This is a genomic window from Synechococcus sp. Minos11, from assembly GCF_014279855.1.
Taxonomy (GTDB): Bacteria; Cyanobacteriota; Cyanobacteriia; order PCC-6307; family Cyanobiaceae; genus RCC307.
In genome coordinates, this window is record NZ_CP047953.1 from 680,822 (window position 1) to 705,580 (window position 24,759).

The 24,759-nt window shown below is 62.9% G+C and carries 30 protein-coding genes; 6 read left to right on the top strand and 24 right to left on the bottom strand.

What is annotated here, in order from left to right; all coding sequences use genetic code 11:
- Positions 1-23 precede the first annotated feature (23 nt).
- The gene (locus SynMINOS11_RS03700; protein WP_011935130.1) at positions 24-197 is read left to right on the top strand and encodes a high light inducible protein; all 174 of its coding nucleotides are present in this window, start codon (positions 24-26) and stop codon (positions 195-197) included.
- Here SynMINOS11_RS03700 and SynMINOS11_RS03705 read toward each other — a convergent pair.
- The gene (locus SynMINOS11_RS03705) at positions 180-1,289 is read right to left on the bottom strand and encodes a type IV pilus twitching motility protein PilT (RefSeq protein ID WP_186549928.1); all 1,110 of its coding nucleotides are present in this window, start codon (positions 1,287-1,289) and stop codon (positions 180-182) included. The genes SynMINOS11_RS03700 and SynMINOS11_RS03705 overlap by 18 nt on opposite strands.
- Positions 1,290-1,369: 80 nt before the next feature.
- Here SynMINOS11_RS03705 and wecB point away from each other — a divergent pair, with 80 nt between their 5' ends.
- Positions 1,370-2,485 (top strand): non-hydrolyzing UDP-N-acetylglucosamine 2-epimerase, encoded by a 1,116-nt coding sequence (gene wecB / locus SynMINOS11_RS03710; RefSeq protein ID WP_011935132.1) that lies wholly within the window; start codon positions 1,370-1,372, stop codon positions 2,483-2,485.
- On the opposite strand, the gene SynMINOS11_RS03715 is transcribed toward wecB, so the two are convergent.
- The gene (locus tag SynMINOS11_RS03715; protein ID WP_255445479.1) at positions 2,482-3,612 is read right to left on the bottom strand and encodes an efflux RND transporter periplasmic adaptor subunit; all 1,131 of its coding nucleotides are present in this window, start codon (positions 3,610-3,612) and stop codon (positions 2,482-2,484) included. The genes wecB and SynMINOS11_RS03715 overlap by 4 nt on opposite strands.
- Positions 3,613-3,746: 134 nt before the next feature.
- On the opposite strand from SynMINOS11_RS03715, the gene ychF reads away from it, so the two are divergent.
- Both ychF and SynMINOS11_RS03725 read left to right on the top strand, forming a co-directional pair.
- Positions 3,747-4,838 (top strand): redox-regulated ATPase YchF, encoded by a 1,092-nt coding sequence (ychF, locus tag SynMINOS11_RS03720; protein WP_186549932.1) that lies wholly within the window; start codon positions 3,747-3,749, stop codon positions 4,836-4,838.
- Positions 4,839-4,904: 66 nt separating this feature from the next.
- Positions 4,905-5,096, top strand: coding sequence for a hypothetical protein (locus SynMINOS11_RS03725; RefSeq protein WP_083831704.1), 192 nt, complete (start codon positions 4,905-4,907; stop codon positions 5,094-5,096).
- Here SynMINOS11_RS03725 and SynMINOS11_RS03730 read toward each other — a convergent pair.
- A complete protein-coding gene (locus SynMINOS11_RS03730) occupies positions 5,050-6,204 on the bottom strand; it encodes an MFS transporter (protein ID WP_186549933.1) in 1,155 nt (384 codons plus the stop codon). The genes SynMINOS11_RS03725 and SynMINOS11_RS03730 overlap by 47 nt on opposite strands.
- 56 nt (positions 6,205-6,260) lie before the next feature.
- Between SynMINOS11_RS03730 and SynMINOS11_RS03735 the strand changes: the two genes are divergently transcribed.
- Positions 6,261-7,799, top strand: a complete 1,539-nt coding sequence (locus tag SynMINOS11_RS03735; RefSeq protein ID WP_186549935.1) for an alpha/beta hydrolase — start codon at positions 6,261-6,263, stop codon at positions 7,797-7,799.
- Here the strand turns inward: SynMINOS11_RS03735 and SynMINOS11_RS03740 are convergent.
- The 14 genes from SynMINOS11_RS03740 to SynMINOS11_RS03805 all read right to left on the bottom strand — a co-directional run bounded on the left by SynMINOS11_RS03740 (position 7,796) and on the right by SynMINOS11_RS03805 (position 18,870).
- On the bottom strand, positions 7,796-8,815 hold the full coding sequence (locus SynMINOS11_RS03740; protein WP_011935138.1) for an ABC transporter permease: 1,020 nt from the start codon (positions 8,813-8,815) through the stop codon (positions 7,796-7,798). The two genes, SynMINOS11_RS03735 and SynMINOS11_RS03740, sit on opposite strands and share 4 nt — an antisense overlap.
- On the bottom strand, positions 8,812-10,293 hold the full coding sequence (locus SynMINOS11_RS03745; protein ID WP_370586183.1) for an ABC transporter substrate-binding protein: 1,482 nt from the start codon (positions 10,291-10,293) through the stop codon (positions 8,812-8,814). Before SynMINOS11_RS03745 ends, SynMINOS11_RS03740 begins: the two co-directional genes overlap by 4 nt.
- A 124-nt stretch (positions 10,294-10,417) precedes the next feature.
- On the bottom strand, positions 10,418-10,639 hold the full coding sequence (locus SynMINOS11_RS03750) for a hypothetical protein (protein ID WP_370586184.1): 222 nt from the start codon (positions 10,637-10,639) through the stop codon (positions 10,418-10,420).
- Positions 10,640-10,731: 92 nt separating this feature from the next.
- A complete protein-coding gene (locus tag SynMINOS11_RS03755) occupies positions 10,732-12,042 on the bottom strand; it encodes a homoserine dehydrogenase (protein ID WP_011935141.1) in 1,311 nt (436 codons plus the stop codon).
- A 32-nt stretch (positions 12,043-12,074) separates the two neighbouring features.
- The gene (locus tag SynMINOS11_RS03760) at positions 12,075-12,497 is read right to left on the bottom strand and encodes a SufE family protein (protein WP_011935142.1); all 423 of its coding nucleotides are present in this window, start codon (positions 12,495-12,497) and stop codon (positions 12,075-12,077) included.
- Entirely contained in the window at positions 12,472-12,912 is a 441-nt protein-coding gene (locus tag SynMINOS11_RS03765; protein ID WP_186549938.1) for a hypothetical protein, read from the bottom strand. The genes SynMINOS11_RS03760 and SynMINOS11_RS03765 overlap by 26 nt, the downstream gene beginning before the upstream one ends.
- A gap of 54 nt (positions 12,913-12,966) precedes the next feature.
- Positions 12,967-13,110, bottom strand: coding sequence for a hypothetical protein (locus SynMINOS11_RS03770; protein ID WP_186549939.1), 144 nt, complete (start codon positions 13,108-13,110; stop codon positions 12,967-12,969).
- A 67-nt stretch (positions 13,111-13,177) separates the two neighbouring features.
- Positions 13,178-13,729 (bottom strand): 5-formyltetrahydrofolate cyclo-ligase, encoded by a 552-nt coding sequence (locus SynMINOS11_RS03775; RefSeq protein WP_186549940.1) that lies wholly within the window; start codon positions 13,727-13,729, stop codon positions 13,178-13,180.
- On the bottom strand, positions 13,726-14,199 hold the full coding sequence (gene ruvC, locus SynMINOS11_RS03780; protein WP_011935146.1) for a crossover junction endodeoxyribonuclease RuvC: 474 nt from the start codon (positions 14,197-14,199) through the stop codon (positions 13,726-13,728). Before ruvC ends, SynMINOS11_RS03775 begins: the two co-directional genes overlap by 4 nt.
- Complete coding sequence (gene bchI, locus SynMINOS11_RS03785) at positions 14,200-15,285, bottom strand: magnesium chelatase ATPase subunit I (protein ID WP_011935147.1); 1,086 nt, start codon at positions 15,283-15,285, stop codon at positions 14,200-14,202. It lies immediately after the preceding gene.
- Positions 15,286-15,305: 20 nt separating this feature from the next.
- Complete coding sequence (locus SynMINOS11_RS03790; RefSeq protein ID WP_011935148.1) at positions 15,306-16,652, bottom strand: DUF3370 domain-containing protein; 1,347 nt, start codon at positions 16,650-16,652, stop codon at positions 15,306-15,308.
- Entirely contained in the window at positions 16,652-17,686 is a 1,035-nt protein-coding gene (locus SynMINOS11_RS03795) for a serine hydrolase (protein WP_186549942.1), read from the bottom strand. The genes SynMINOS11_RS03790 and SynMINOS11_RS03795 overlap by 1 nt, the downstream gene beginning before the upstream one ends.
- A 24-nt stretch (positions 17,687-17,710) precedes the next feature.
- Positions 17,711-18,457 (bottom strand): RNA methyltransferase, encoded by a 747-nt coding sequence (locus SynMINOS11_RS03800; RefSeq protein ID WP_186549944.1) that lies wholly within the window; start codon positions 18,455-18,457, stop codon positions 17,711-17,713.
- A complete protein-coding gene (locus tag SynMINOS11_RS03805) occupies positions 18,454-18,870 on the bottom strand; it encodes a c-type cytochrome (protein WP_050815453.1) in 417 nt (138 codons plus the stop codon). The genes SynMINOS11_RS03800 and SynMINOS11_RS03805 overlap by 4 nt, the downstream gene beginning before the upstream one ends.
- Before the next feature lie 53 nt (positions 18,871-18,923).
- Here SynMINOS11_RS03805 and petG point away from each other — a divergent pair, with 53 nt between their 5' ends.
- Complete coding sequence (gene petG / locus SynMINOS11_RS03810) at positions 18,924-19,037, top strand: cytochrome b6-f complex subunit V (RefSeq protein ID WP_006041770.1); 114 nt, start codon at positions 18,924-18,926, stop codon at positions 19,035-19,037.
- A gap of 4 nt (positions 19,038-19,041) precedes the next feature.
- Here the strand turns inward: petG and SynMINOS11_RS03815 are convergent, their stop codons facing one another.
- The 7 genes from SynMINOS11_RS03815 to SynMINOS11_RS03845 all read right to left on the bottom strand — a co-directional run bounded on the left by SynMINOS11_RS03815 (position 19,042) and on the right by SynMINOS11_RS03845 (position 24,712).
- On the bottom strand, positions 19,042-19,590 hold the full coding sequence (locus SynMINOS11_RS03815) for an RsmD family RNA methyltransferase (protein ID WP_186549946.1): 549 nt from the start codon (positions 19,588-19,590) through the stop codon (positions 19,042-19,044).
- Positions 19,591-19,595: 5 nt separating this feature from the next.
- Positions 19,596-20,204, bottom strand: a complete 609-nt coding sequence (gene hisH / locus SynMINOS11_RS03820) for an imidazole glycerol phosphate synthase subunit HisH (RefSeq protein ID WP_186549948.1) — start codon at positions 20,202-20,204, stop codon at positions 19,596-19,598.
- The gene (locus SynMINOS11_RS03825) at positions 20,201-21,262 is read right to left on the bottom strand and encodes a TIGR00730 family Rossman fold protein (RefSeq protein ID WP_186549950.1); all 1,062 of its coding nucleotides are present in this window, start codon (positions 21,260-21,262) and stop codon (positions 20,201-20,203) included. Before SynMINOS11_RS03825 ends, hisH begins: the two co-directional genes overlap by 4 nt.
- Positions 21,263-21,267: 5 nt before the next feature.
- Entirely contained in the window at positions 21,268-21,591 is a 324-nt protein-coding gene (gene trxA / locus SynMINOS11_RS03830; RefSeq protein ID WP_011935155.1) for a thioredoxin, read from the bottom strand.
- Positions 21,592-21,773: 182 nt separating this feature from the next.
- Complete coding sequence (locus SynMINOS11_RS03835) at positions 21,774-22,937, bottom strand: GuaB3 family IMP dehydrogenase-related protein (protein WP_186549952.1); 1,164 nt, start codon at positions 22,935-22,937, stop codon at positions 21,774-21,776.
- Positions 22,938-23,002: 65 nt separating this feature from the next.
- On the bottom strand, positions 23,003-23,512 hold the full coding sequence (locus SynMINOS11_RS03840) for a CAAD domain-containing protein (RefSeq protein ID WP_050815454.1): 510 nt from the start codon (positions 23,510-23,512) through the stop codon (positions 23,003-23,005).
- 45 nt (positions 23,513-23,557) lie between these two features.
- Complete coding sequence (locus SynMINOS11_RS03845) at positions 23,558-24,712, bottom strand: homocysteine biosynthesis protein (protein WP_186549954.1); 1,155 nt, start codon at positions 24,710-24,712, stop codon at positions 23,558-23,560.
- Positions 24,713-24,759: the final 47 nt, after the last annotated feature.

The following is a 24,759-nucleotide window of genomic DNA, read 5'->3' on the forward strand; positions in this document are numbered from 1 at the left end:
GAAATTCGTTTTACGGTTGTGCCATGACCGAGCAAAGCACCGTGGACGCCCCCGAGCAGGTGGATGCCAGCGAACTCAACTCTTGGCGCCGGGGGTTCACTCCTCAAGCTGAGATTTGGAATGGCCGCCTGGCCATGCTTGGACTGTCTCTTGGGGTGGTGACCTTGGTGCTCTGGCGCTTACTGGCGACCGCGTAGGGCTTGCGCCAACTCCGAGGACTTCAAGCTGACGGCTAGGGCGGCATCGCCTTCAATCTCTCCTGCTTGAACCAGATGCAGCAGGGCTTGATTGCTGGTTTGCATGCCATCGAAGCCACTGCGCTCCATGATTTGCTCCACCGAATCCAACTCACCCCGCTCGATGTAGTCGCGGCAGGCTTCTGTGTTGATCAAGATGTCGTGATAGGCCCGCCGACCACCTGTGGTGGTGCGGATCAGCCCCTGGGCAATGACGCCAAGCAGGGATTCCGAGAGTGAGCGCCGCAGGCTGGCCTGATCCGCTGGGGGGACCATGCCCAGCACCCGCTCCACGGTGCGAACCGCCGAGTTGGTGTGCAGGGTGCCAAACACCAAATGGCCTGTTTGGGCAGCCTCTAAGGCGGTGGTCAACGTTTCGCCATCGCGGATCTCTCCGATCAAGATCACGTCGGGGTCTTCCCGCAGAGCTGCCCGCAGCGCCGCTTTGAAGCGCAGCGTGTGGTGGCCCACCTCTCGCTGGCGCACCAGGGCTTTGCGGCTGGTGTGAACAAATTCGATCGGATCTTCGATCGTGAGGATGTGGGCGGGCTTGTTGCGGTTAATCCAATCCACCATCGCCGCCAGCGTGGTGCTTTTGCCTGAACCGGTGGGGCCTGTCACCAGCACCAAGCCCTTGGGGCGATTCGCCAAGGTTTTCAACACCTCGGGCAGCTGCAACTCCTCCAAGCTGAGGATGGTCTGCGGGATCAGCCGCAGCACCATCGCGGGGCCCCGCAGGCTTTCCATCAGGTTGATCCGCACCCGCACGCGCTCGAAAGCAAACGAGCCATCGAAGTCGTGCTCGCTGCGGAACCGCTCCCGTTCCGCTGAGCTCAGCACCTCACTGAGCCAACGATCGAATTGCACGGCCTCAGTGACCGGCCAGCCGCTGCTGATGATCTCGCCGCGCTCGCGGAAGCGGGGCTGCTCTCCCACGCCGAGATGAATATCGGAGTAGTTCTGACGGCGCGCGAGTTCAACGATCTCCGCCAGCGTTTCTGGGGCTGCTGAGCTGGCTTGCGGCGGAGGCGGCAGCGGCGGCAGATCACTCATCCCGCAGGTGCAGATTCCTGCAGCTTGGCAAGGGCAAACCGGTTTGGGGTCCTTAAAGTTCGCGGGATTGCCAAAGCCCGTTGGCCCAACCCGCACGCGTCACCCTGGTGCTGGGCACCCGCCCTGAGGCCATCAAGATGGCCCCGGTCATCCGTGCATTCCAGCAGTCCGAGCGCTTTGAAGCCCGTGTGGTGCTGACCGGTCAGCACCGGGAGATGGTGGCTCAGGTGATGGCCCTCTTTGCCCTGGAGGCCCAGCGGGATCTGGCCTTGATGGCTCCAAAGCAAACCCTTACCCATGTCACTTGCGCAGCACTGGAGGGGTTGCGCCATGAATTCGCCGAGCACCGCCCTGATCTGGTGCTGGTGCAGGGGGACACCACCACGGCTTTTGCCGCTGCCCTGGCCGCCTTTTACGACCAGATTCCGGTTGGCCACGTGGAAGCCGGCCTGCGCACTGACAACATCTATGACCCCTTCCCAGAAGAGGCGAATCGCCGGCTGATCTCCCAGCTGGCTCAACTGCATTTCGCGCCCACCGAGCAGGCCGCCGCCAACCTGCAGGCCTCAGGCGTCGTGGGCGCCGTGCATGTCACCGGCAACACGGTGATTGACGCCCTGCTGCAGATGGCAGCAGCTGCGCCGAGTTGCCCGATCCCTGGGTTGGATTGGGAGTCTCAGCGGGTGATCTTGGCCACGGTGCATCGCCGTGAGAACTGGGGTGAGCCACTGCAATCGATTGCTGATGGCTTCCTGCGGGTGTTGGACAGCCATCCCGATACGGCCTTGCTGTTGCCGTTGCACAAAAATCCCACCGTTCGCGAGCCCCTGCAGCAACTCTTGGGCTCCCATCCCCGGGTGTTTCTCTGTGAGCCGCTCGATTACGACAGCCTGGTGGCAGCCATTCGCGGCTCCACCTTGCTGCTGACCGATTCCGGTGGTTTGCAGGAAGAAGCCCCATCGCTGGGCAAGCCCGTGCTCGTGCTGCGCCGCACCACTGAGCGGCCTGAAGCTGTTCAGGCGGGCACGGCCAAACTCATTGGAACTGAGAGCGATGCCATCGCCACGGAGGCGTCTGTGCTGCTGGATCAGCCTGAGGCCTACGAGGCCATGGCCAGGGCCCATAACCCCTTTGGCGATGGCAAAGCCAGTGAACGGATTGAGGCCATCAGCGCTGAATTTTTGGCCAGCCGTTAATCGCCCTCTCGCTTGCTCGCCCAGGGCGGCAGATCAATAAACACCTTTTCGCCGGGCTCAAGTCCTTTCAACACCTGGGTTTGGCGGCCGCTGGAGTTGCCCAGGGTCACCTCTTGAAACTTGGGCTCGTTGCCCGTGCCGGGGATCAGTACACCAGGCTTGCCTTCTTCGGTCACGATCGCCACGGTCGGCACCAGGGGCTCGGCCGCCAACTTGCCGGAATCAAAGTCAACGTCAGTGGTCATGCCGATGCGCAGCAAGCCGGCTGGAGGATCTTGCAGCTCGAGCTTCACTTCAAAGGTGGTGACGTCGTTGTTTTTCTCAGCCCGCGGGGAGATCGCGCTCACCTGTGCGGTGAAGCTGCGTTCGGGGTAGGCATCGACGCGAATCTGGGCCCGTTGGCCCACCTTGATGCGGCCGATATCGCTTTCTGGAACCTTGGCCTTCACTTGCAAACCAGAGGCGAGTTGCACGATCGAAGCGCTACTGGCTCCCGCGCTGGCTGAGGCTGCCGTGGTGGGCGTCACGTAGGAGCCGGGATCAGCAAAGCGGTTGGTGATCACCCCAGCAAAGGGGGCTTTGATCAGCAGATCGCGCCGGTCTTGCAGCTTTTGCTCGAGCCGTTGTTCGGCGGCGTTGAGCTCAGCGCGAGCCGTTTCGTATTTGGCTTTGAAGCTCAGGAATTCGTCAGTTGTTAATGCCCCTGCTGCATGCAGGGACTCCCGGCGTTCAAACTCCAGCCGCGCCCGAGACATATTCACGCGGGCGCTATCAAGCCCCGCCTGGGTTTCAGCGATTTTGTTGTCGATGTCATCGGGGTCCATGCGAGCGATCGCTTGGCCCTTACGCACGGCATCACCTTCCTGCACCAAGAGTTCCTGGAGTTGCCCGGCTTGTTTGGGGCTGAGGTTCACCTGCCGTTGGGCCGCGATTTCGCCGCTGGCGGTGATCACACCATCGAGCTGGCCGGTCTCCACCGTGGTGGTGTACGCGCTGATATCCCGTCCTGGAGCGCTGCTGCGGCGCCAAATCACCAGGCCGCTGACGGCAATCAGCACCGCCAAACCGGCGGCAGCCCACTGGCGCCGATTGAGATGGCGCAAGCGGCTCCGTTTCAACGGATCCATCACCACAGCGGCGAGTGGTTTGTCAGGGGCAGACAGAGGTGCGATGGCCTTCGCCAGGTCTGCAACCATTCTTCATCCTTTTGGTCCCACCTGTGAGATTCATGGGCGGTGGGCCGTCCGCCTAAATTCCCGCCATGCTCAAAGCCGGAATCGTTGGACTGCCCAATGTGGGCAAGTCCACCCTGTTCAACGCCCTGGTGGCTAACGCCCAGGCCCAGGCCGCCAATTTCCCCTTTTGCACCATCGAGCCCAATGTGGGCACGGTGTCGGTGCCCGATGAACGGTTGCAGCAGCTGGCGGAGCTCTCCAGCAGCCAGGAGATCGTGCCCACCCGGGTGGAGTTTGTTGATATCGCTGGGTTGGTGGCTGGTGCCAGCCAAGGCGAAGGCTTGGGCAACAAGTTTTTGGCCAACATCCGCGAGGTGGACGCCATTGTCCATGTGGTGCGCTGCTTTGATGACGACGACGTGATTCACGTCTCGGGTTCTGTTGATCCTGGCCGGGACGCCGAAGTGATCAATCTGGAGCTGGCTTTGGCTGATGCCTCCCAGATTGAAAAGCGCCGCGAGCGGCTGAAAAAGCAGATGCGCACCAGCAAGGAAGCGCAAGTGGAGGATGCGGCCCTCGAGCGGATTGCCGCTGTGCTTGATGGCGGTGGTGCGGCCCGCAGCGTGGAGATCAGCGAGGAGGAAGCAGTCCTGATCAAACCCTTGGGGTTGCTGACGGCCAAGCCGATCATCTATGCCGCCAATGTCAGCGAAGACGATCTCGCTGGTGGCAATGGCTTCTCCGAAGCCGTGCAGGCCATGGCAGCCAAGGAATCAGCCGAAACGGTGCGCGTTAGCGCCCAAGTGGAAGCGGAGCTGGTTGAGCTTGGCGATGAGGAGCGGGGCGACTACCTCGAGGGTTTGGGGGTCAGCGAAGGCGGCTTGCAGAGCTTGATTCGGGCCACTTACAACCTGCTCGGCCTGCGCACGTACTTCACGACCGGTGAAAAGGAGACCCGCGCCTGGACCATCAAGGCCGGGATGACAGCCCCTCAAGCCGCAGGAGTGATCCATACCGACTTTGAGCGGGGCTTCATTCGCGCCCAGACCATTGGTTGCCAGGAGCTGCTCGCGGCTGGGTCTTTCAATGAGGCCAAATCCAAAGGCCAGCTGCGCAGCGAAGGCAAGGACTACGTCGTCGCCGAAGGCGATGTCATGGAGTTTCTCTTCAACGTGTAGAGCTCAGCTGGCAGCGCCGCTCAGCTGTGGTACACCAAGCAACATCACCTGCGAGGGATCGATCCGATGCCTGACTCCGGATCCAACGCCCCAGAGCGCCAACACGACTTCGACATCCAAAAGGATCTGCACCGCAAGATCCGCAACGATCCCGATTACGACGATTGGGAGTACGGAACCGAGCCGCTGCCCCACGAAAACTGGAAGCGCTCTAGTGGCTCAAGCGATGAGGAGTCAGCGGCAACGCCAACAGACTGAAGCCGCCCATCAGCAGCCATAGCCCCAGGCCGTGCTGCTCGCTTTGCAGCATCCACCCGGCAATCGGCGGCAGACTGATCCCGCTGATCGCCCAGGCTTGTGAATAAAGGCCCAAAGCGAGTCCCTGGTGGGCTGGCTCCACCGCTTCGATCACTGCTTCGGTGATGGTGGGCAAGAAGGCCGTGATCGCTAGGGCCAGCAAGGGCTGGGCGGCGAGCAGCAGCACCACGCCTTGGGGATGCAGCGCCGAGAGCGCCATCAAGCCGCAGGCGGCCGCAAAGCTGCGCAGGCTGAGTCGCAACCCCACGCCAACCGGCTGTTGCCCCAGCCGGTGTCCCACCGGCCACTGCAGCAGCAGGATCAACACCAACTGCACTCCCATCAGCAGCCCGCCGCCCACCTCAGGCAGCCCGGCGCGGGCTAAGCCGCCATTGGCTAAATCCAGCGGCAGGGCGCTCTGCTGCAGGTTGATCAGACCGGTGCCCAGCAGCGACAACATCAACAGCGGCAGCAGGGGCCGCAGCCAGGAGCGGGGTGCCGCCGGCCCTGTGGATGGTGCTTCGCTGGCGTTGGGCATGGCGCTGTGGCGCGGCAGCCAGCCCACCAGCACCAGCAGCAGAACCATGCAGCTGATATCGATGCCATAGACCCAGCGCAATTGATCGGCGCCAAACAGTGCGGCCAGCGAGGTTCCCAAGGCAGTTCCCGCGGCAATGCCTAGGGCATCGGCGGTTCTGGCCAGGGCAAAGCCCTGGCTGGAGGGCAACGGAGCGCTAAGGCTGGCGGAGGCGAATTCAGCGGCGGGCCAATAGAAGCCCATGCCCAAGCCAAGCAAGAGCTGGCCAATTAAAAAACCTGAGCTGTCGCTGGCCTGGAGCAACAGCAGGTCGGCGCTGATCGAGAGAACGGCGCCAATCCGCAGCGGGACAGCCAACGCGACCCCGCGATCAAGGATGTAGCCACTCAAAAAGCGTGAAATCAGCCCAACACCGCTGGCGAGGGCCAAGCCAAGGCCGATCGTGGTGCTGGCGAGCCCGAGGCGGTTGAACACCAAGGGCCCCAAAAACAGAATTCCGCCCGCGCCCAGCATCGCCAGGGCGCGAAACATGGCGACAAGTCGCAAATTCCAGGGAAACTGGAGCCACCATTTGGCCAGCTGCACCGTTGTCCCTGTCGCAGGCACTGCGAACTCTGACCCATGGCCTGCTCGCGTTGGCGATCAGCCTGGGTCCTGTGCCCCGCGCCCCAGCGGCTGAGCAGTTGCTGGTGCGCTTCAGCGGCTTGGAGCTGCCGTTGGATCTCAACGAATTGGAGTCTTGGGCCTTGCGGCCCAAGGTCAACGCCGAACTGGGCCCTTGGCTGAATTTGCTGGATCCAGCCACGCGCCAAGATTTGCAGCGCATCTTGCGGCAACCCCTGAATCTGGAAAGCAGCACCATTGCGTTGCTGCTGGACAGTTGGGCGGGTCGCCAATTGGTGTTGCAGCTGGGGTCCTTGCTTCGCAGCGCCGATGGTGATGGCGGTCCGCTGCTGCTGGACCTGCTTCAGCGACGAGGCCGCAGCACCGTGGTGAGTTTGTTGAAGGAAGCACCCACCTCCCATTTGGAGTTGGATCTCGATGCCCTCTCTGCGCTTGGTTTCCGGTTGCGAGGCCAGTTGGAGCAGCAAAAAAATCTGTTGAAACAGCTCAATGACCTGCGGCTGATGCCGCTGCCTGTGTTCCGCTCAACGCGCGGCCCGGTGCGGCATCAACAGCGCAGCTTGGCGGTGGAGCACCGCGAAGCCCCCTTGGCACTTGATCTGTGGTGGCCCGCTGGCGGGGCTCCAGCCAAGCGATGGCTGCTGTTCAGCCATGGTCTGGGGGGCTCGACGGCCCAGATGGAATGGCTGGCCAGTGAGTTGGCTGCCCAGGGATGGCCGGTGTTGGCTGTGCAGCATCCCGGTAGTGACGACACCGCCGTGCGCGGCTTGTTGGAAGGCCGCCAAACCCTGCCTGGGCTGGAAACCTTGCCTGCCCGTTTGCAGGACTTGCAGGCGCTGCAGAGCGCCGTCCGAGATGGTCGCCTTGGATTTGGGCCCCATGGCAGCCCGCCTCGGCTGGTGTTGTTGGGCCATTCCCTTGGTGCCTTGTCCAGCCTGCTTTGGGCCGGAGCGGATGTGGAACCTGGCCTGGCTGAGCGCTGCAGCCAAAACCTGCAGCAGATCCCCGTGCTCGACAGCTCTTTTCTGTTGCAGTGCCAGCTCACCGAGCTCAGCCTGCCGGCGCTGGAGCCTCCGGTCGGCCTGGATGCTGTGGTGGTGCTCAATAGCTTTGGCAGCTTGCTTTGGGGTGAGCGGGGATTGGCCTCGATCGCTGTACCTGTGCTGAGCATCGGCGGCAGCATGGACTTGATCACACCGCCGCTGAATGAACAGGTGCGGCCGTTCCAACAGCTGCAGCATTCGGGAAGCCGGCTGGCGCTCGTCGAGGGCGGCAGCCATTTCTCAGCCGTAGGCCTGCGGCGTGATCAGGCGTTGATGCGCTTGGGCTCGGATTTGGTGGGTGAAGACCCTCGCTTGGTTCAACAGGCTTTGGTTGAACTGCATGTGCGCTTTTTAGACAGCCTTGATGAGGGGGAGACGCCCCCGAGTGGTGTGCAGTCGGTCGCGGGGGTGCGCACTTACGTGCTCGATAGCCCGATGGCTAAGTCTCTGCTGCCTTAAAACTTCAGCCGCGGATCCAGCAGCGCCACCACCACATCCACCGCCAGATTCACCATCACGACCAAAGCGGCGATCACCACCACAATCCCTTGCACCAGGGGGTAGTCCCGTTGGGCAATGGCTTCCTGGAGCCGGTAAGCAATGCCAGGCCAGGAAAAGATCAACTCAATCAACAACGCTCCGCCGATCAGTGAGGCCACGGTGATGCCGGTGATCGTCAGCACCGGCAGCAGGGCATTGGGCAGGGCATGGCGCAGCACCACGCGCCGCTCACTGATGCCCCGGCTCCTGGCGGCTTCGACGTAATCCGAGCGCAGGGCGCGCCGCAGGTTGAGCCGCAAGGCCCGTTCAAAGATCCCGCTGAGCAGCAGTCCCAAGGTGATGGCTGGCAGGGCTAAATGCTGCAACGTGCCCCATATCACCTGGGGATTGGCCTGCAGGATTCCATCGAGCAGATAAAAGCCGGTCCCCTGGGGCGGTAAGGCGGTGGGCGGAAACCTGCCACCGACCGGAAACCAGCCCAGGCCAACGGCAAAGATCAGTTGCATCACCATGGCGGCCCAAAACACCGGCAAGGCATAGGTGCCGATGCCATAGAGCCGGCCGCTGAGATCGAGTTTTCCCTCCGGCCGCGCCACACCGCTGAAGCCCACGGCTAAGCCCACCACCAGGGCCACCAGCAAGGCCGTGATGCCGAGCTCAAGGCTGGCTGGTAAGGCGTCGCGCACGATCTCTCCCACGGGCGTGGAATTCCGCAGGGAGGTGCCCAGATCCCCTTGCAGCAAGGCTCCTAAAAACTCGCGGTATTGATCCCATAGGGATTGGTCGAGCCCCAGTTGGGCCCGCAGCTGGTCCCGGGCCGCTGCGCTGGCCCGGTTGCCCAGCAGCGCGTCGACGGGATCCCCTGGGGCCACGCGCAGCAGCAGAAACACCAGCGAGGCGATCAGCCACAGCATCACAGGCGCCAGCAGCAGGCGACTGCCCAGATAGCGAACCAGCGAACTGCTGTTGCTCATGGCAAAGACCGGCGGCTGAGGCTGGCGAAGTTCAAACGCCCTGAGCCATCGAATTGGGGGGCGGTGATGCTGTTGCGGGCCCAAGCTCTGGGCCTGGTTTGCCACATCGGTAGATAGGGGACCCCATTGGCTGCCTCCCGCTGCACGGCATCGAGCAAGTCCAGACGGGCTTGGCCGCGGCGTTCATTGCTGAGGCGCAGTTTTTCCTCCAGTCCTGGGGCTGTCCAGAAGCTGCCGCCGGAGGCGCTATCGCCCTCCAAGCAGCGATTGCCTTCTGATTGTGTGCAGCCCAGCAGCGGCGTCAGGTAGTTGTCGGCATCGGGATAGTCGCCCATCCAATCGAGCAGGATCATTTGGAAGGCCCCATCACCCAGTTGGCGGTAGGCGGTGGTGGATTCCATGCCTGTGAGATCAAGCCGCACGCAGTCTCCTAGCCGGCTGCGCAGCCACTCCTGCCAGCTCAAGGCCAGCAAGCGGTCGGTGGGCACATTGGAGCGGTAAGTGAGCTGCAGCGGCAGCACCTCGCCAGAGCAGTAGCCCTCTTGCTGCAGCAGTTGGCGAGCACGGCTGGCATCGGCTCTCGGCCAGGCCGCCAGAGCCCCCGGCAATTTCGGCGGTACCAAGCCCCGCAGCGGCGGGCGGAGCTTGTCGGTGACCCGCTTGGTCAGCAGCTCGCGGTCGAGGCTGAAGGCCAACGCCCTCCGCAACGTTTGGTTATCGAGTGGTGGGCGATCGGTCAGCAGCGTGATGTAGCCAATGCCGAGTGCTGGCCCGGCCCCTTCGCGCAACTGGCCTTGATTGGCCTGTTGATGCAGAGCGCTCTGCTGCTCGGGCTCCAGGCTGGTGGAGAGCAACACATCGACATTGCCGCTGCTGATGGCCCCGTAGAGGCTTGTTGAGGTGCTCATGCCCACCAGGGCGATGCCGTCGTTGCGAGGGGCCTCGCCCCAGTACTGCGCAAACGGTTCCAGCCGCTGCAATTGCGGGCTTTGCAAACGCAATTCGTAGGGCCCTGTGCCCACAAAGGCGTTGGGCCGGAAACCGGCTTCGTAGTTGGCGTAGGCCGTTGGTGAGATCGGCGTGAGGCTGGCGAAGCTCAGCAGCTTGGCCAGGGGGCTAAAGGGGCGGCGCAAGTCCAGCTGCAGCTCGTAGGGCCCTGTCACCCGAACCGCGCTGATGCGGTCGCCCACCACGTAGCTGAGTTTCCCAATGGCCAGAAAGCGCCGCAGGCTGAAGGCCATGGCGTCCGCATCAAAGGGGGTGCCGTCGTGGAAGAGCACCCCTTGCCTTAAGGGAATGGTGGCGGTGAGTCCGTCGTCGCTGAGCCTGGGCAGCGCACGGGCCAATTTGGGCTGGATCGCCCCTTGCCCATCAATGGCGTAAAGCGGATCCCCTAAGGCGCTGATCAGCTGCAGCGCGATCACCGTGGTGGCTTGGGCTGGATCGACGCTGTCGATGGAGCCATAGGCCGCGATCACCAGCGGGGCTTGATCGGATGCTATTGGCGGCCGGCAGCCCGCCAACAGCATCAGGCTGGCTAACAAAAGCCCTGCTGCTCGCTTGCCCCGTTGCTTCAAATTCGCTCGTGCCAGCAGCAAGAACTTATGCGGCCGGCATTGGTTGTCCAGGGCTTTCCACGCTGCTCAGGGACACCTCAAAGACCGGAGAGCCATGGCGTTGCAAGGGCCAACGGCGCACCCAACAACGGTCATGGTGATCGTCGATGGCGATCACCTGATAGATGTCCTTGTCGCTGAGGAGACGGATGCAGTCCCCTTGATGCACGCGCATGAAACCGACGCGATTGTTGGCATGGTTCCGCACGCTGCACCGAAGGCAAGTTCAGGGTGAACCGGCGGCCCGATGGATCAGCGAACGACCACAACAACAACCTAGAGCTTTAGGTTTTCTTTCGTTTAAAGCGTGCGCAGGCAGCAGCGCACATCCTCCACTTCCGGTCGCTCCAAAATCGCGCTCAACGCTTGCTGGAACAGGCTTTCTTCAACGGCGTGGGTCACCACAACAATTTCAGCCCCACTGCCTTCGGTCTCAAATTGGACAATGGATTGCAGGCTGACGCCCGCTGAACCAAAGCAGCTGCCGATGTGGCCGATCACGCCGGGGCGATCAGCAGCTTGGAAGCGCACGTAGTTGCGGTGGCAGGTGCTGCCTTGATCCACTAGACGGCAATTGCGCCAGCTGCTGGCTGCCAGGAGGGGATCGAGGGCGTCATGGGGACCGCCAGCTCCCACCTGGCGAATCGCTGCGATGTTCAAGATGTCGGCGACCACGGCACTGGCGGTTGGGCCAGCGCCCGCCCCAGGTCCGTAGAACATCACCCGCCCGACGGGTTCGCCTTCCACCACGATCGCGTTGTTGACGCCATTCACCCCGGCCAGGGGGTGCTCCTTGGGCACCAAGGTGGGATGCACCCGCACATCCACCACCTCACTGCCGTCGGGGTCACTGCCATGGCGTTCAGCGATCGCCAGCAGCTTGACCACAAAGCCCAGCTCTTTGGCGTAATCGATATCGCGCGTTTGCAGGGTGTTGATCCCTTCGGTGGGGATGGCTTCACGGTCCACCAGGCCGCCGAAGGCCAGTCCGGTGAGGATGGCGATCTTGTCGGCAGCATCACCGCCTTCCACATCAGCGGCAGGGTCGGCTTCGGCGTAGCCCAGGGCTTGAGCATCAGCCAAGACATCGCCGTAGCTGGCGCCCTCCTCCGACATGCGGGTGAGGATGTAGTTGGTGGTGCCGTTGATGATTCCGCTGACCCGCGCGATGCGGTTGGCGCCGAGGGATTGTTTGAGCGGCTCCAAGATCGGGATGCCGCCCCCGACGGCCGCCTCCATCAGCACATACACCCCCTTTTCGGCGGCGGCGGCGGCGATTTCAGCGCCGTGGCGAGCAATCACGGCCTTGTTGGCGGTCACCACGGCTTTGCCAGCTTCGATCGCCGCCAGGATCAAGCTGCGGGCTGGCTCTAAGCCACCCATCACTTCCACCACCAAATCCACATCGGGATTGGCCACCACGGCGGCAGGATCGGTGGTGAGCAGGCTGTTGCTCAGCGGGATTGGCCGCGGGCGATTGAGATCACGCACAGCCACCTGCCGCAGCTCCAGATCAGCCACCAGGGGGTGCCGGCCTTGCGGTGAGAGCAGGATCTCGGCCACGCCGGCTCCAACGGTGCCAAGGCCAAGCAGACCAATTCCGATGGGCATCAGGCCGAACGACTAAACACTGATCCTAGAAATCAGCCCTCACCGGCCAAAGCAGCGGCTTGCGCTTGCATGTGCCGCAGGATGTTCAGAAAGCCATTGGCTCGTGAGGGCGTGAGGCTGGCGGCTAGACCAGTTTCGGCGATGAAGCCAGGATCCACAGCCATCACTTGCTGTGGGGTGAGGCCATCGAGGCCTTGGATCAGCAGGGCCAATAAGCCTTTGGTGATTTGGGCATCGGAATCCCCTTGCCAGTGCAACACCGCACCATCGACGACGGGCTGCACAAACACCTGGGACACGCAGCCCCTGACCCGGTTGGCATCACTGCTCAACTCGGCTGGGGGGGCAGGCAGTTTTTTGGCAAGCCAAAGCACGTACTCGTAACGGCGTTTGGGATCGCTGCTGCCCTTCAATTTGGCAACGATCGTGTCAAGGGCGGCGCTGCCGCTGGCCATGGCAAAGGCTGATACCGGTCAAGGCCAGTGTGGCGCCAAGCAGGCCGCCGTTGCGGAGCCAGCCCATCAGCGCCTCGCTGGATGGCCAGCGTTCATCGAGGCCGAGGTAGTCGCGGTGGCCGATGCCGCCATCAATCACCACATCCCAAGCGTCGGAATCGAGCGCTGGCAGCTCGCCTGTGAAGCGGCCATCAGCATCGGTTGCACCGAGCTCGATGCTGCGGTCGCCGTCATGGGACTCCAGCCGCACTGGGGCATGGGCGAGTGGTTCACCACTGGAAAAACTGGTGCGCAGATTGATCGATCCACTGGGCAGCAGGCTGCTGACATCGGTCTGGACGGCGTGGGCTAAGCCGCGCGCAGGACTCATCAGAGCAATCGCCACTAGGGCCGTAAAGCTGAAGGTTCGAAGCATGGCCCGATTTCATTGGGCCGAACGTAAAACCTAAAAGGCAGTGATGCCAGTGCCTCAGCGGCTGCTGACTTGGTCGGTGCGGCCGGCCTGCACCATGCCCACCAGTGAGCCGATCATCAGCTCAAGAGCTTGCTGGGGACGCTCGCCACGCTGCAGGGTCTTGGCTGGCTGAGTGCGGGCGGAGGGAGTGGTGGACACCGATTGGAGGAGCGATGGAATCATCCTGTCAAAGAAAACCCGTTGACAGCGGCTGGCAAAACCTTGCTTAACAATGCGCCCCATGGCACCAGTGCAATCCCGATTCGCTGATCCATCCCTGCAGCGGCACATCCCAGGGGTCGCAAGCAAAGTCAATGCCGCAACAGCACTCAGGCAGCACGGCCAGGGTGGGGACCTGTCGCCAGGGTGATTGCACCCGTAAGCGGTCATACCAACCGCCTCCACTGCCCAGTCTTTGGCCTGCTGGGCTCATGGCGAGTGCTGGAATCAGCAGGAGGCCGATGGCTTCAGCGCTCAGCGGCGGTCCTTGCGGGGCTGGGATGCCGCAGCCATCAGCGGACAACGGCTCATCAATACGCCAGCTGGCATACACCAGTCCGCCCGTATCGCAGCGCGGTAAGGCCAAACCACCCTCCCAGGTTGGGGCTGGATTGAGCAGGTCCGGTTCGCTGCCGAGGGGCCAAAACAGTCCCAGCTGGCCGGGGCGATGCAGTTCCACCAGGCAGGCATGCACTTGCTCCGTCAGTGATAGCCCGATGGTGTCCATGGCCTGGCGCCGTTGCTGGCGCCAGTGCCGCCTGGCTTGCGGCTTGTTCATCGCTGGAACCAGGCGGTCAGACCCACGGCCAGGGCATCAGCGGCATCGTCTGGTTTGGGCCTTTCATTGAGCCGCAGCTCCCGCATGACGGCGTCTTGCACCTCCCCTTTGTCGGCATGGCCCGAGCCGGCTAAGGCGAGCTTGATCTGCATCGGTGGGTATTCCACCGTCGGGATTTGGAAGCGGGCCAGGGTCATGATCAGCACCCCGCGGGCCTGCACCACGGCGATGGTGTTGCTGGAGCGGTAGAAGAAAAACTTCTCGACGGCAGCCAAATCCGGCCGGTGGAGCCGCAACAGCTGCCGCAGGTCGCGTGCAATTTCCACCATGCGTTCGCCTTCCCCGCGGCCCGCATCGGTGCTGATGATTCCGCAGTCGACCATCTCTGGCTGATTGCGCCTCTGCTCATCCACCTCCAAGACCCCGTATCCCACCCGGGCCAGCCCAGGGTCGAGGCCCAGGATCCGCACTTAGGCAGCCAGAGCTAGTTGGAAGGCATCGCGGTCGTCGGGGTTGAGACCGAACACCTGGCAAAACACCTTGATCACCCGATCGCCGGAGTCCACCTGTTCAAGCGGGTCCTTGCGAAGCCTGTGGCGCAAGCAGCAGGCCATCACACGCGCCACGTCGTCATCGTTGACCTCGGCGCGCCCTTCGAAGGCGGCTAAGGCGCGGGCGGCTCGGTTGGTGACGATGTCGCCGCGCAGGCCATCGACCTCCAGTTGGCCGCACACCTCTGAAATCTTTAGGCGCAGGTCGGGATCCATTTGCACGCTTCCTAGGCGCTCCTGGGCTGCCACCACCTTTTCTTGCAGACCCTTCTGTTGCCCTTGGAATTGCGTCAGGAAGCTGACGGGGTCGGAGTCGAATTGGCCGCGTTGATCCACCACCTGCACCCGTTGCTCAGGATCACGAACCGTGCGTACCTCCACGCTCATGCCGAAACGGTCAAGCAGCTGGGGACGCAATTCGCCCTCTTCTGGGTTGCCGGATCCAATCAGGACAAAACGGGCGGGGTGGCGAACGCTCACGCCTTCACGCTCCACAGTGTTCCAGCCCGAGGCTGCTGAATCGAGCAGCACGTCGACCAGATGGTCGTCGAGCAGGTTCACCTCATCGACGTAGAGCAGGCCGCGGTTGGCTTTCGCCAGTAGGCCTGGCTCAAAGGCGCGCACCCCTTCACTCAGGGCTTTTTCAATGTCGATGGTGCCGCAGAGGCGGTCTTCGGTGGCGCCCAGGGGCAGGTCCACCATCGGCACCTGACAGCGGCCTTCACTGAGGCTTTCGCCCCGTTGCAGCCGTTCGCGCACCTCGCTGCTCTGCAGATCGGGATCGTTGGGGGAGCTGTTATAGGGATCGCCCGCCACTACTGGAATCTCGGGCAGGAGATCAGCGAGCGCGCGAATTGTGGTGGATTTTCCGGTGCCTCGGTCCCCCATGATCATCACGCCGCCAATGCGCGGATCGATCACGTTCAACAGCAGAGCCAGCTTCATCTCCGCCTGCCCAACGATGGCGGTGAAAGGGAACACCCGGCTTTGGAAGGCTTGGCTCACGGGCAGATCAAGGATCTCGGTCAGGAGTCGGATTGTTTCACAGGCGCCACGGTCAGCACCTGAACCGGTGTGATGTCAGCCGGCACGATCAGCTGCACCTGAACGGTTTTTTGCTCTCCTGGTGCCAGGCTCACCCGGCCGAGTGACTGCCCTGGATCGCCTTTGCGCAGCACCAAATGCACGGTGCGGCGGCCCCGGCCGGCATCGGTTCCTTTCACCGCGACGTTGCCGCGCCAGAAGATGGGCCCTTGAGCTGGCTCAATGAAGCGCAGGCCAGCGGCACGTCGGTTGCTTTTCAGCGGCGATTCCAGCCGTAGATCAAGGGTTTGCGGTCTGCTGCTGGGGTTCCGCAGGGGCAAGCTGAGGTCGTAGGCGACGCCGTAGTTGCCGTGGGCTTCCCAGGCTGTGCCGGGGTAGAAGTCGGTGAGTTGGGCCGACTGCACCTGCCCAGTCCCCAAGGTGCCCCGCTGCAGGCTGGCGATGGGCCATGAGATGGGCTGGGTCGTCACCTCGAGGTTGGTGCGCCCTGGCGAGGTCAACACGCCCCTCCAGCGGGTTCCCTGCTGGACGCCGCTGACTCGGGAATAGATCATCGGGCCCGCTGCCCCTTTGGGGCTGGGCTCATGCTCCTTGCTGCTGAGCTTGCCGTTTTGCAGCAAGTCCAGCCACTGCTTTTCGCTGGGGCGGCGGTCGCTGATCAAGGCCAGGGTGGCCAGAGAAATCGGTCCTGTGCTGTTGAAGCGTGCTTGCAGGTTGCGGCCATTGAGCAGGGGATCCAGTCCTGCCACAGGGATGGGAAGGCTGGTCAGCACATCGATTTGCCCTGGGGACAGCTCGATGCGCTCCGGCAGGCTTTCGGAGCGCGGCGCGCGTGACAAGAGATCACCGGCTGCGCGTCCGCCAGGCCCGGAGTAAACGCTGGTGCCGTCATGCACCATTCGTGGCGGAAGCGGCAAAAAGGGCGCATCGGGCTGGGAGAGATGGGTGGCTGCGCTGGGAATGGACACCGTCACTGGTTGGTTGGAGCGGTTGCCCACCACCACCGCCAGCCACAGCGTGCTGTTGGGCGCTTGGCCTTTGCCAGCAAAGACGTGGTGGCTGAAGAGCTCAAAGCTGCCGCTCAGCGGCACATCCAGGTGCGCGTCGGGATGGGCTTTGCCTTGGCCAGCAAAGGTCGACAACAGGATTCCTGAATCGCTCACCACCTCAGGGTTGTTGTCATTGACCATCAGCTCGGTGTTGAGCTGACCGGGCAATGGCAGCACCAGGCCTTCGCGCAGGGTTGGTTCCGGCGCGCTGGAGCGACTGGCAATCGGACTGAGCAACACGGCACCGCCCAGCAAGAGCGGCAAAACAAGGCGGCGCATCACTTCAAAGCAGCAGCAGAAGCGGCAGCCAAAGCACGAATCATGTTGGTGCTGCGGGGGTCATTAAACGGGCCTTCCACCATGTAGGAGGCCACTATGCGGCGACCATCGGGGAGTTCCACAAGGGCTGAATCCACGTAAGCGATGCCGATATCTCCTGTCTTGTTGTAGACGCGAACACCTTGTTGGAGAAGGGCCACATTGACGTCTCCAGTCCCGCCACCGATGCCCCGCAGCCAGCCCCGCGGAATCAAGGTGTCGGTGCGCGAGGTGCCCAGGGTTTGGCGAAACAGGTCCCGGCTGCGGGCCGACAGCGTCTGGCCGGTTTCCACCAAGGCGATCGCGCGGGCTTGATCGCGCGGTGTGGTGGTGTTGGTGCCCTCGAGGTCGGGGAGCCAATTGTTGATCACGGTGCCCTCAAGTCCCAGTTCGATGAAACGGCTGTTGAGGCTGTCTTTGCCGCCAAGTCGTTGGATCAGCAGGTTGGTGGCCGTGTTGTCGCTGACGCGAATCATCTCGGTGGCCACTTCAAAAATGCTGAATTGGCTGCCGAGCGGTTGGCTGCCCATCCAGCCGGCGCCGCCTCCCACCACGGTTTTGTTGAGGCTGAGGTCTTCGTTGAGGCTGAGTTTGGCCTGATCAAGCGCCTCGAAGGCCACCAGCAGGATGGGAGTTTTAATCGAGCTCGCTGCTGATAGCGGCCGATCGGGGTGAAGCTGCGCGAAGGTGCCGTCATCGAGCACCAACACAAAGGCGCCCACCTTCAAGTCTTTTTGGGTGGCTGCAATCTCGGCCAGTCGGCGGCTGAGGGCTTGGTCTTCCTGCTTGGGGGTGAAGGCTCCAAGCGATGCCGTTGGCTCTGGTGGTGTGTCAGCGGCTGGCGGCAGCGGCACGTCGGTGTTGAGCTGCGGTGCCAGCCACTTGAGAGCTGTTCCGGTGATCACCCCCAAGGCAGCGCCAACAATCAGCAATCGCAGCAGCAGCAGCACAGGCTGTTGCCAGCCCTTGGCTTTGGATTGAGAGCGCTGCGCCACGGGCCACTTCGGACGGATCTCAAATTACCGAGGCTCGCCGGTGGCGCCATGGCGGCTTGCCCAGCGCAGCTGACGCACCATGCCCCGCAGCAGGGCCACTTCTGCCTCGCTGGGCTCAGAGCGAAGCATCAGCTGGCGCAGTTTGGCCATCCGGGCTGCCGCTGTATGGGGATAGAGAAATCCCACCTCCAGCAGCAGCTCTTCCGCGTCTTGCATGGCGGCCTCCAGCGCTGCGTGGGCTGGCAGGGGGGGGGAGCTGTCGCTGGCTGAGTCCACCGGAACGTGCGCCAGGCGTTGGTGCTCGGCCAAGCAGATGGCCACAGCGTGGGAGAGGTTGAGCGATCCATAGGCCTCGCTGGTGGGAATGCGCAGCAGCTTTCCGGCGAGGTTCAACTCGCTGCTGTGCAGCCCGTGGTCCTCGCGTCCAAACACCAGGGCCACGTGGTTTGGACCTGGTTTGGGCTCCAATAGCCACTGCAGCGCCGGCTGCGGCAGCAGGTGCTCCCGCTCTTTGGCCTCCACGCGTCCGGAGCAGGCCACCACCCGGCGGCAGTCAGCAACCGCGTCCTCTAGGGATGGGTAAAGCTCGCAGGCCAGCAGCTGCTCCAGGCCACGGACGGCCATCTGTTTGGCCTGGGGATCGCTGGGATCGCAGCGCGGTGCCACCAGCCGCAGCGAGGCCACACCAAAGTTGGCGCACAGGCGAGCCACGCTGCCCACATTCAGCGGGCCACTGGGTTCCACTAGCACCACGGCCAAATGGGCCGTCACTGCAGCTCGTGCAGATAGGCGAGGAGATCAGCCATGGATTGGGGGTCAGGCTGGAAGCTCGGCATGGGAGGGGTTTTGCCGCTGATCACCTGTTGAATCAGCGCCGAATCATTTTTGCGTTGGCTGACGCCATGGAGGTTGGGACCGACAACCCCTTGGGCGGCAATCCCATGGCAGCCAGCGCAATTGATCAAAAACAGCTTGCTGCCGTGCTCTTGATCGCCCACTTTCTCCAGGCTGCTGGTGACGTAGGGGTCACGGCTGTTGGCGCTGGCCACCAGGGCTGACATGGCCACAAGCGCCACCACGGCCAACACCACTAAGGCTGTGATCAACCCCCGCTTGCGGGGCTCTTCGTCCAGGAGCTCGGAGCCTGTCAAAGGATGTCGCCTTGGCCAAACCTCACCCAACATTGGCGTGTCGCCCCCTAGATTGCGAGACATCAAGTGGCAATTCCCCTGGCGCGATGATCGAACCTCTTCTCTGCGGCATCGTTCTGGGCCTCATTCCTGTGACCCTGCTGGGCCTGTTCGTGGCAGCTTGGAATCAATACCGCCGCGGTAGCGCCCTGGGCGGCTGAGCTCCTAGCCGGCTTCCAATTCCCACTGCAACACCACGCTGCGCCCGTAACGGCGCTCTTTGATCTGTTGCCATCCTTTTGGCGGTAGGGGCATCGCGTCTCTGCCGCATTCCATGAGCAGTTGCCCATCACGTTTGAGCCAACCGCCTGCGCTGATGAGTTCAACCATTGGCGTATAGAGCCCTGCGGCGTAGGGCGGGTCGGCATAAATCAGATCGAAAGGTTCAGGGCAGCTCCTTTGCAGCCAGCGCTCCACTGTGCTGATCTCCAGAGACCAGTTCCCTTGCCAGCGTTCCCCTAGACCTTGAAAGTTGCGGCGCGCAGCCGCTGCGATCTTGGGATTGCGCTCCACGGCTTGCACCCAAAGCGCCCCTTGCAGCAGGGCTTCACAGGCCATCGCCCCACTGCCGCTGCACAGATCAAGCCAGCGGCAACCTGGAAGCTCGGCCGCCAGGATGTTCATCACGGCCTGTCGCACGAGGCCAGTGGTGGGTCTGGCTTCCAAGCCCTCGGGGCTATGCATCTTCTGACCGTTGCTCAGCCGCAGCGCCATGGCCGTTACTGGATGCTGCTCAGCCAGCGCTGCAGCAGAGCCAAGCCGCAGCGGCCTGATTTTTCGGGATGGAACTGAGTGGCTTGCAGAGCCCCACGCCCGACAGCCGCCACAACGGCGTGGTCGCCATAGGGAGCTGTGGCCGTCACGGTGTCTGGATCGGTGGCGATGGCGGCAAAGGAATGCACGAAGTACATCCAGGGCTGCTCATCGGCGGCCAGTAAGGGGCTGGGGTGTTGAGCGGTCAGTGGCGCCCAGCCCATGTGGGGGCAGCGCTCCTGCGCCTGTGGGGGCAATGGTTCAACCCGTCCAGGTAAGAGGGCCAGGCCCTGTTCTTGACCTTCAGCGCTGCTTTCAAACAGCAGCTGCAAACCCAGGCAGATTCCGAGCAAGGGGCGTTGCGCCGCGCTCCACTGCTTCAATTGCTGGCTCCAGCCACTGCTGTTGAGCTTTTGCATGGCTGGATCAAAGGCCCCAACGCCTGGCAGCAAGAGGGCCCGGCAGTCCTTGGCTTGGCTTGGCTCACTGAGGCGGATGGCGCTGGCTTGAAGGCGCTGAAGAGCTTTCTCCACTGAGTGGAGATTGCCCATTCCGTAATCAACGACGCCAATCACGCCGCTTGTCCGAGGCTCCTCAGCGGCTGTTGTTGCTGGCCAGTTCCCGGCAGAGTGAGGTTGTTGAGGTACTGAATCAAGGCGTAAAGACGTCCCACCTTGGTTTGGTTAAACCAGAACTCCAGGCAATGTCGGGAGCGCCCCGATTCGTCTTGGCAGAGCAGGCTGGTGATGGTTCCACCCAGCAGCAGATCCTGGAAGCGGGCATTGATCTCGTGCAACTCACTGGCGGGCAGTTCGTAATGCAGCAGCAGCTGCAAGTGTTCGCCGCGGAAGCGACTGGCGTGGAAAACCCGGTAAAAATCCTGGATCTGGTGCAGGGCCTCCTCGGCGGTGGAGGCCGTTGTGTAGAGGCCGTTGTCTTCGGCGGAGATCAGCCCGCGGTCCAGCAGGGCACGGTCCACATAGCTGTGCCAACGCTCCCAGTAGTCATCCCCTTGGGGGCAGAGCAGCACGATCGGCACAGGGGGATTTTTGGAGGTCTGAATCAAGGTCAGCCCTTCAAATAATTCATCGAGCGTGCCAAACCCGCCGGGCATCACAACGATGGCGTCGGTTTCGCGCAGGAAAAACAGCTTGCGGGTGTGGAAATGGCGAAAGGTCAGCAGCTTCTCGTCGCCATCGATGAAGGGATTGGCTGATTGCTCAAAGGGCAGTTGCACGTTGAGCCCAAACGACTGGCCCGCTCCAGCGCCGCGATTGGCAGCTTCCATGACGCCAGGCCCAGCGCCAGTCATGACTTCAAAGCCGCAGGCCACAGCTTGAGCAGCCACATCCACGGTCAGCGCGTAAACCGGGTCGTCTTCCGGTGTCCGCGCTGAGCCAAAAATCGCCACCTTGCGGATCTGGCGGTGGGGCTGAAACACATCGAGTGCTTCAGCCATGTCAGCCAAGGTGCCGTTAATCAGCTCCCAGTCGCCGCTGTCGGCATTGGATTGGCTGATCGCCACCAAGGTGCGGAGCACCTCGCAGGCGATCGTTCCATGGGAGTGGTCATCCAGCTCCAAGGCCAGGTCAGCGAGCTGCTGACGAATGGCGTCAGGAAGTTGGGATGTCACTCAGCTCAGAGGTATTTGGAAATGGTGCTGGCCAAGGTGGTCTTGGGAACAGCGCCAACAACGGTGTCAACCTTTTGGCCGCCCTTGAACACCATCAGGGTGGGGATGCTGCGGATGCCGTACTGGCTGGCGACGTTGGGGTTCTCATCGGTGTTCAACTTGACCACCTTGATGCGACCTTCGAACTCCTTGGCGATTTCGTCAACAATCGGCGCCACCATCCGGCACGGGCCGCACCAGGGGGCCCAGAAATCCACCAGGACGGGAACGTCGCACTGGAGTACGTCCTGGTCAAAGGAGGCGTCAGTGACAGCAGCGGCGCTCGACATCGGCGTGTGTTGATTAAGGCGGAATCTAGCAATGGCCTGGCCTTTTGCTTCGTAGCCGCGTTGATGTGTAAGACGAAAACCCGGGCTCGCCGGGCGTGGTGGTGTGAGGAGTGTGCGGCGAAGTGCCGCACGGCGACAGAGTAGCGCCCGCGACCACTCAGACGCAGTCTGAGACTGGGGTCTTACTTGCCCATGCCCAGCTGTTGGGCCTTCTGATACACCTTGCCCTCGGTGAGCAGTGACGGGGCCACCACCACCTCCACCTGCTGCATCTCCTTGATGGTGCGAGCCCCGAGGGTGCCCATGGAGGTTTTGAGGCAGCCCAGCAGGTTGTGGGTGCCGTCGTCGAGCTTGGCCGGGCCGCGGAGGATTTTTTCCAGGCTGCCGGTGCGGCCCACATTGATGCGGGTGCCGCGGGGAAGCACAGGGCTTGGGGTGGCCATGCCCCAATGGAAGCCTCGGCCGGGAGCTTCTTCGGCGCGAGCAATCGGTGAGCCGATCATCACGGCGTCGGCACCGCAGGCGATGCACTTGCAAATATCGCCGCCGGTGACGATGCCGCCGTCGGCAACGATCGGCACATAGCGGCCGCTCTCTTGTTCGTAATCCGCCCGCGCGGCCGCGCAATCCGCCACGGCAGTGGCCTGGGGGATGCCCACGCCGAGCACGCCGCGTGAGGTGCAAGCGGCGCCAGGCCCAATGCCCACCATCACGCCAGCGGCGCCGGCACGCATGAGTTGCAGGGCGACCTCGTAGGTGACGCAGTTACCGATCACCACAGGCACGCCCATGTCACGGCAGAGCGCTTCGAGATCGAGAGTCTCCTGACCCTCAGGGCCGGTGTGGTTGGTGGATACCACCGTGGCCTGCACGAAAAACAGATCGGCGCCGGCTTCGGCGATGGCTTTGCCAAAGCGCAGGGCCGCCACGGGGGTGCCGCTTACTGCGGCGATGCCGCCTTGGGCTTTGACGTCCTGGATCCGTTTGCGGATCAGGCTTTCTTGCACCGGCTGGCTGTAGATCTCTTGCATCAGCGGTACGAACTCGTCCTTGCCGACTGAAGCAATGCGATCAAGCGCCGCGTTGGGGTCTTCGTAGCGGGTTTGAACCCCCTCGAGATTGATCACCCCCAGCGCCCCGAGTTGGGAGAGTTTGACGGCCATGCCCACATCAACCACGCCATCCATGGCGCTGGCGATGATGGGAATTTCCCGCTCAATGCCGCCCAGGCTCCAACGGGTATCGGTCACGTCGGGATCCACAGTCCGCCCGCCAGGGACCAGGGCGATTTCGTCAATTCCGTAGGCCCGGCGAACGGTGCGCGAACGCCCCAATTGAATGTCCACCGCGAACCTCTCGTTAACAAGGGAAGAAAACTAACAATTCGCCTTCCCCTGCTCCGCCTCTCCGATCACTTGCCGGTGAAGGAGCTCCAACTGGTTTTGATTCCTTCAATCAAACTTCGGCGCTCATCGCTGCGCACCAGGCGGCGGCTGGCGAATAGCACCAGATAAATCAGACCCGTGAGCTGCAGCAGCCTGGGCAGCATCGGAATCGCATCGAGGGTGCCCAGCACGGCACTGGTGAGCTGAAGCACCAGCAGCAGGGCCAGGGCCCCGCCCAGCAGTTTCAGCGGGCGCTGGCTCTGTTGCCAGAGCTCCATCAACTTGGCGTCGGCGAGCCATCCATTGAGCTTTTCCATCAGCAAATGCCACTCGCCGCCCTCGCTATCGCTGGCGCTGGGGTCTGCTGGAACGCTCACCGTGCTGGCGATCGGGCTGTCTGCCGCTGGGGCTTCAACCACTGGGGGCTCGGGGGCAGGCGGCTCTGGAGTGGTATCTGGTGCCGGAGCTGGCGTCACGGCCTCATCAGCTGTGGACTCGCTCTTGGGATCGGGTGTCATCTCCGGTGTTGATTCCATGGCCTGCACTACCGCCAGTCGTAAATCCTATGGGCGTTTTTTCGATCAACCCTCGAGAGGGTGAAGCCTGCCCTGCTGGCTTAGGGGCTCAAGCCTGGCTGGTAGGGGGAAGCGGCCATCTTGAAGTTGCATGACCAGCTCGCGGGCCAGGCTGTCGGCCAATTTGAGGCTGCAGGCTGGTGCGGCTGGGATCCGTTGGCCGTCCACCTGGATTGCGCCAGCCATTAATTCGCCGTAGCTCACCGTGCCAAATCCGGGGCGGATTCGCCTGGGGATCGAGTAATCGAGCACGGGGGCTTCCAGTTCCTCATCGGGCACGGCGGCTTGCCGGGCCTCTTGCTCCCCAAGCAGCAGCACCGGTGCTGCTACTGCCACCAGAGCGGCCGCCCCATGGCCGTCAAACCAGCAGGGGCGGATCCATTGGCGGTTGAGCTCAGAGACCGCCACGCTGAGGGCAAGCGAGGCGCCTGGGGCACGTGCATGGCCAGAGGCTTGCCGCCGGGTTTGTGGCTGATGCCCGCCGCCTGGTCCCAAGACATGGCCCCGGCCTCCAGCCACCAACACTGCGCTGCCAGCACCGAGTTGGTGCAAGCCCGGCATGGTGAGGCCAATGCTGCGGGCGCCGCAGCCACTGAATAGGGCATTGCCGAACGGCCCCAGAAGGCCTCCAAACGGGCTGGCCAGCAGCCCTTCCCGGCTGCTGACGGCGACCACGCCGTTTTCCGTGATGCCCCGGGCCAGCAGCAGCCGCGCCTGGCTCAGTTGATCACTGGCTAGGGCCGTTTGCAGCTCCCGGCGTGGTTGCAGCGTTGTGCCCTCCCCTTGCAGTTCAAGCAGGGGCTGCTCCCCCTGGAGGAGTTCATCGAGAACGTGGATGCCCCCGCGCCGCTGTGGGTCGTCGCTGCTGCCCCCCAAGGGCAAACACAGTTCAGCGGCGCCATAGCCGCCTCCAGCGCTGATCCCCCCCAGGCGGGCTTGGCGAATGCGTAGTGGCGGGTCGCATGGCCCCAGGCTGATCCAGATCTGGCCTTGATCGGTGAAGTCACAGCTGGCTGCTGCCAGAACGTCGGTGTCGGCGTAGGCCTGCTCAAGGCTGCTGCTGGCTGCGCGGCGGCGAAAATCCAGCGCAGTACAGACCTGCAGCGTGCCTAGCCGCTGCCGCTCAAGCAGCTGATCGGGGGTGCGGGGCGCAAAGCCCATGCGCTAGCGGCATACAACAGTAATGTTGGGGCTTCACAAGGCTTAGC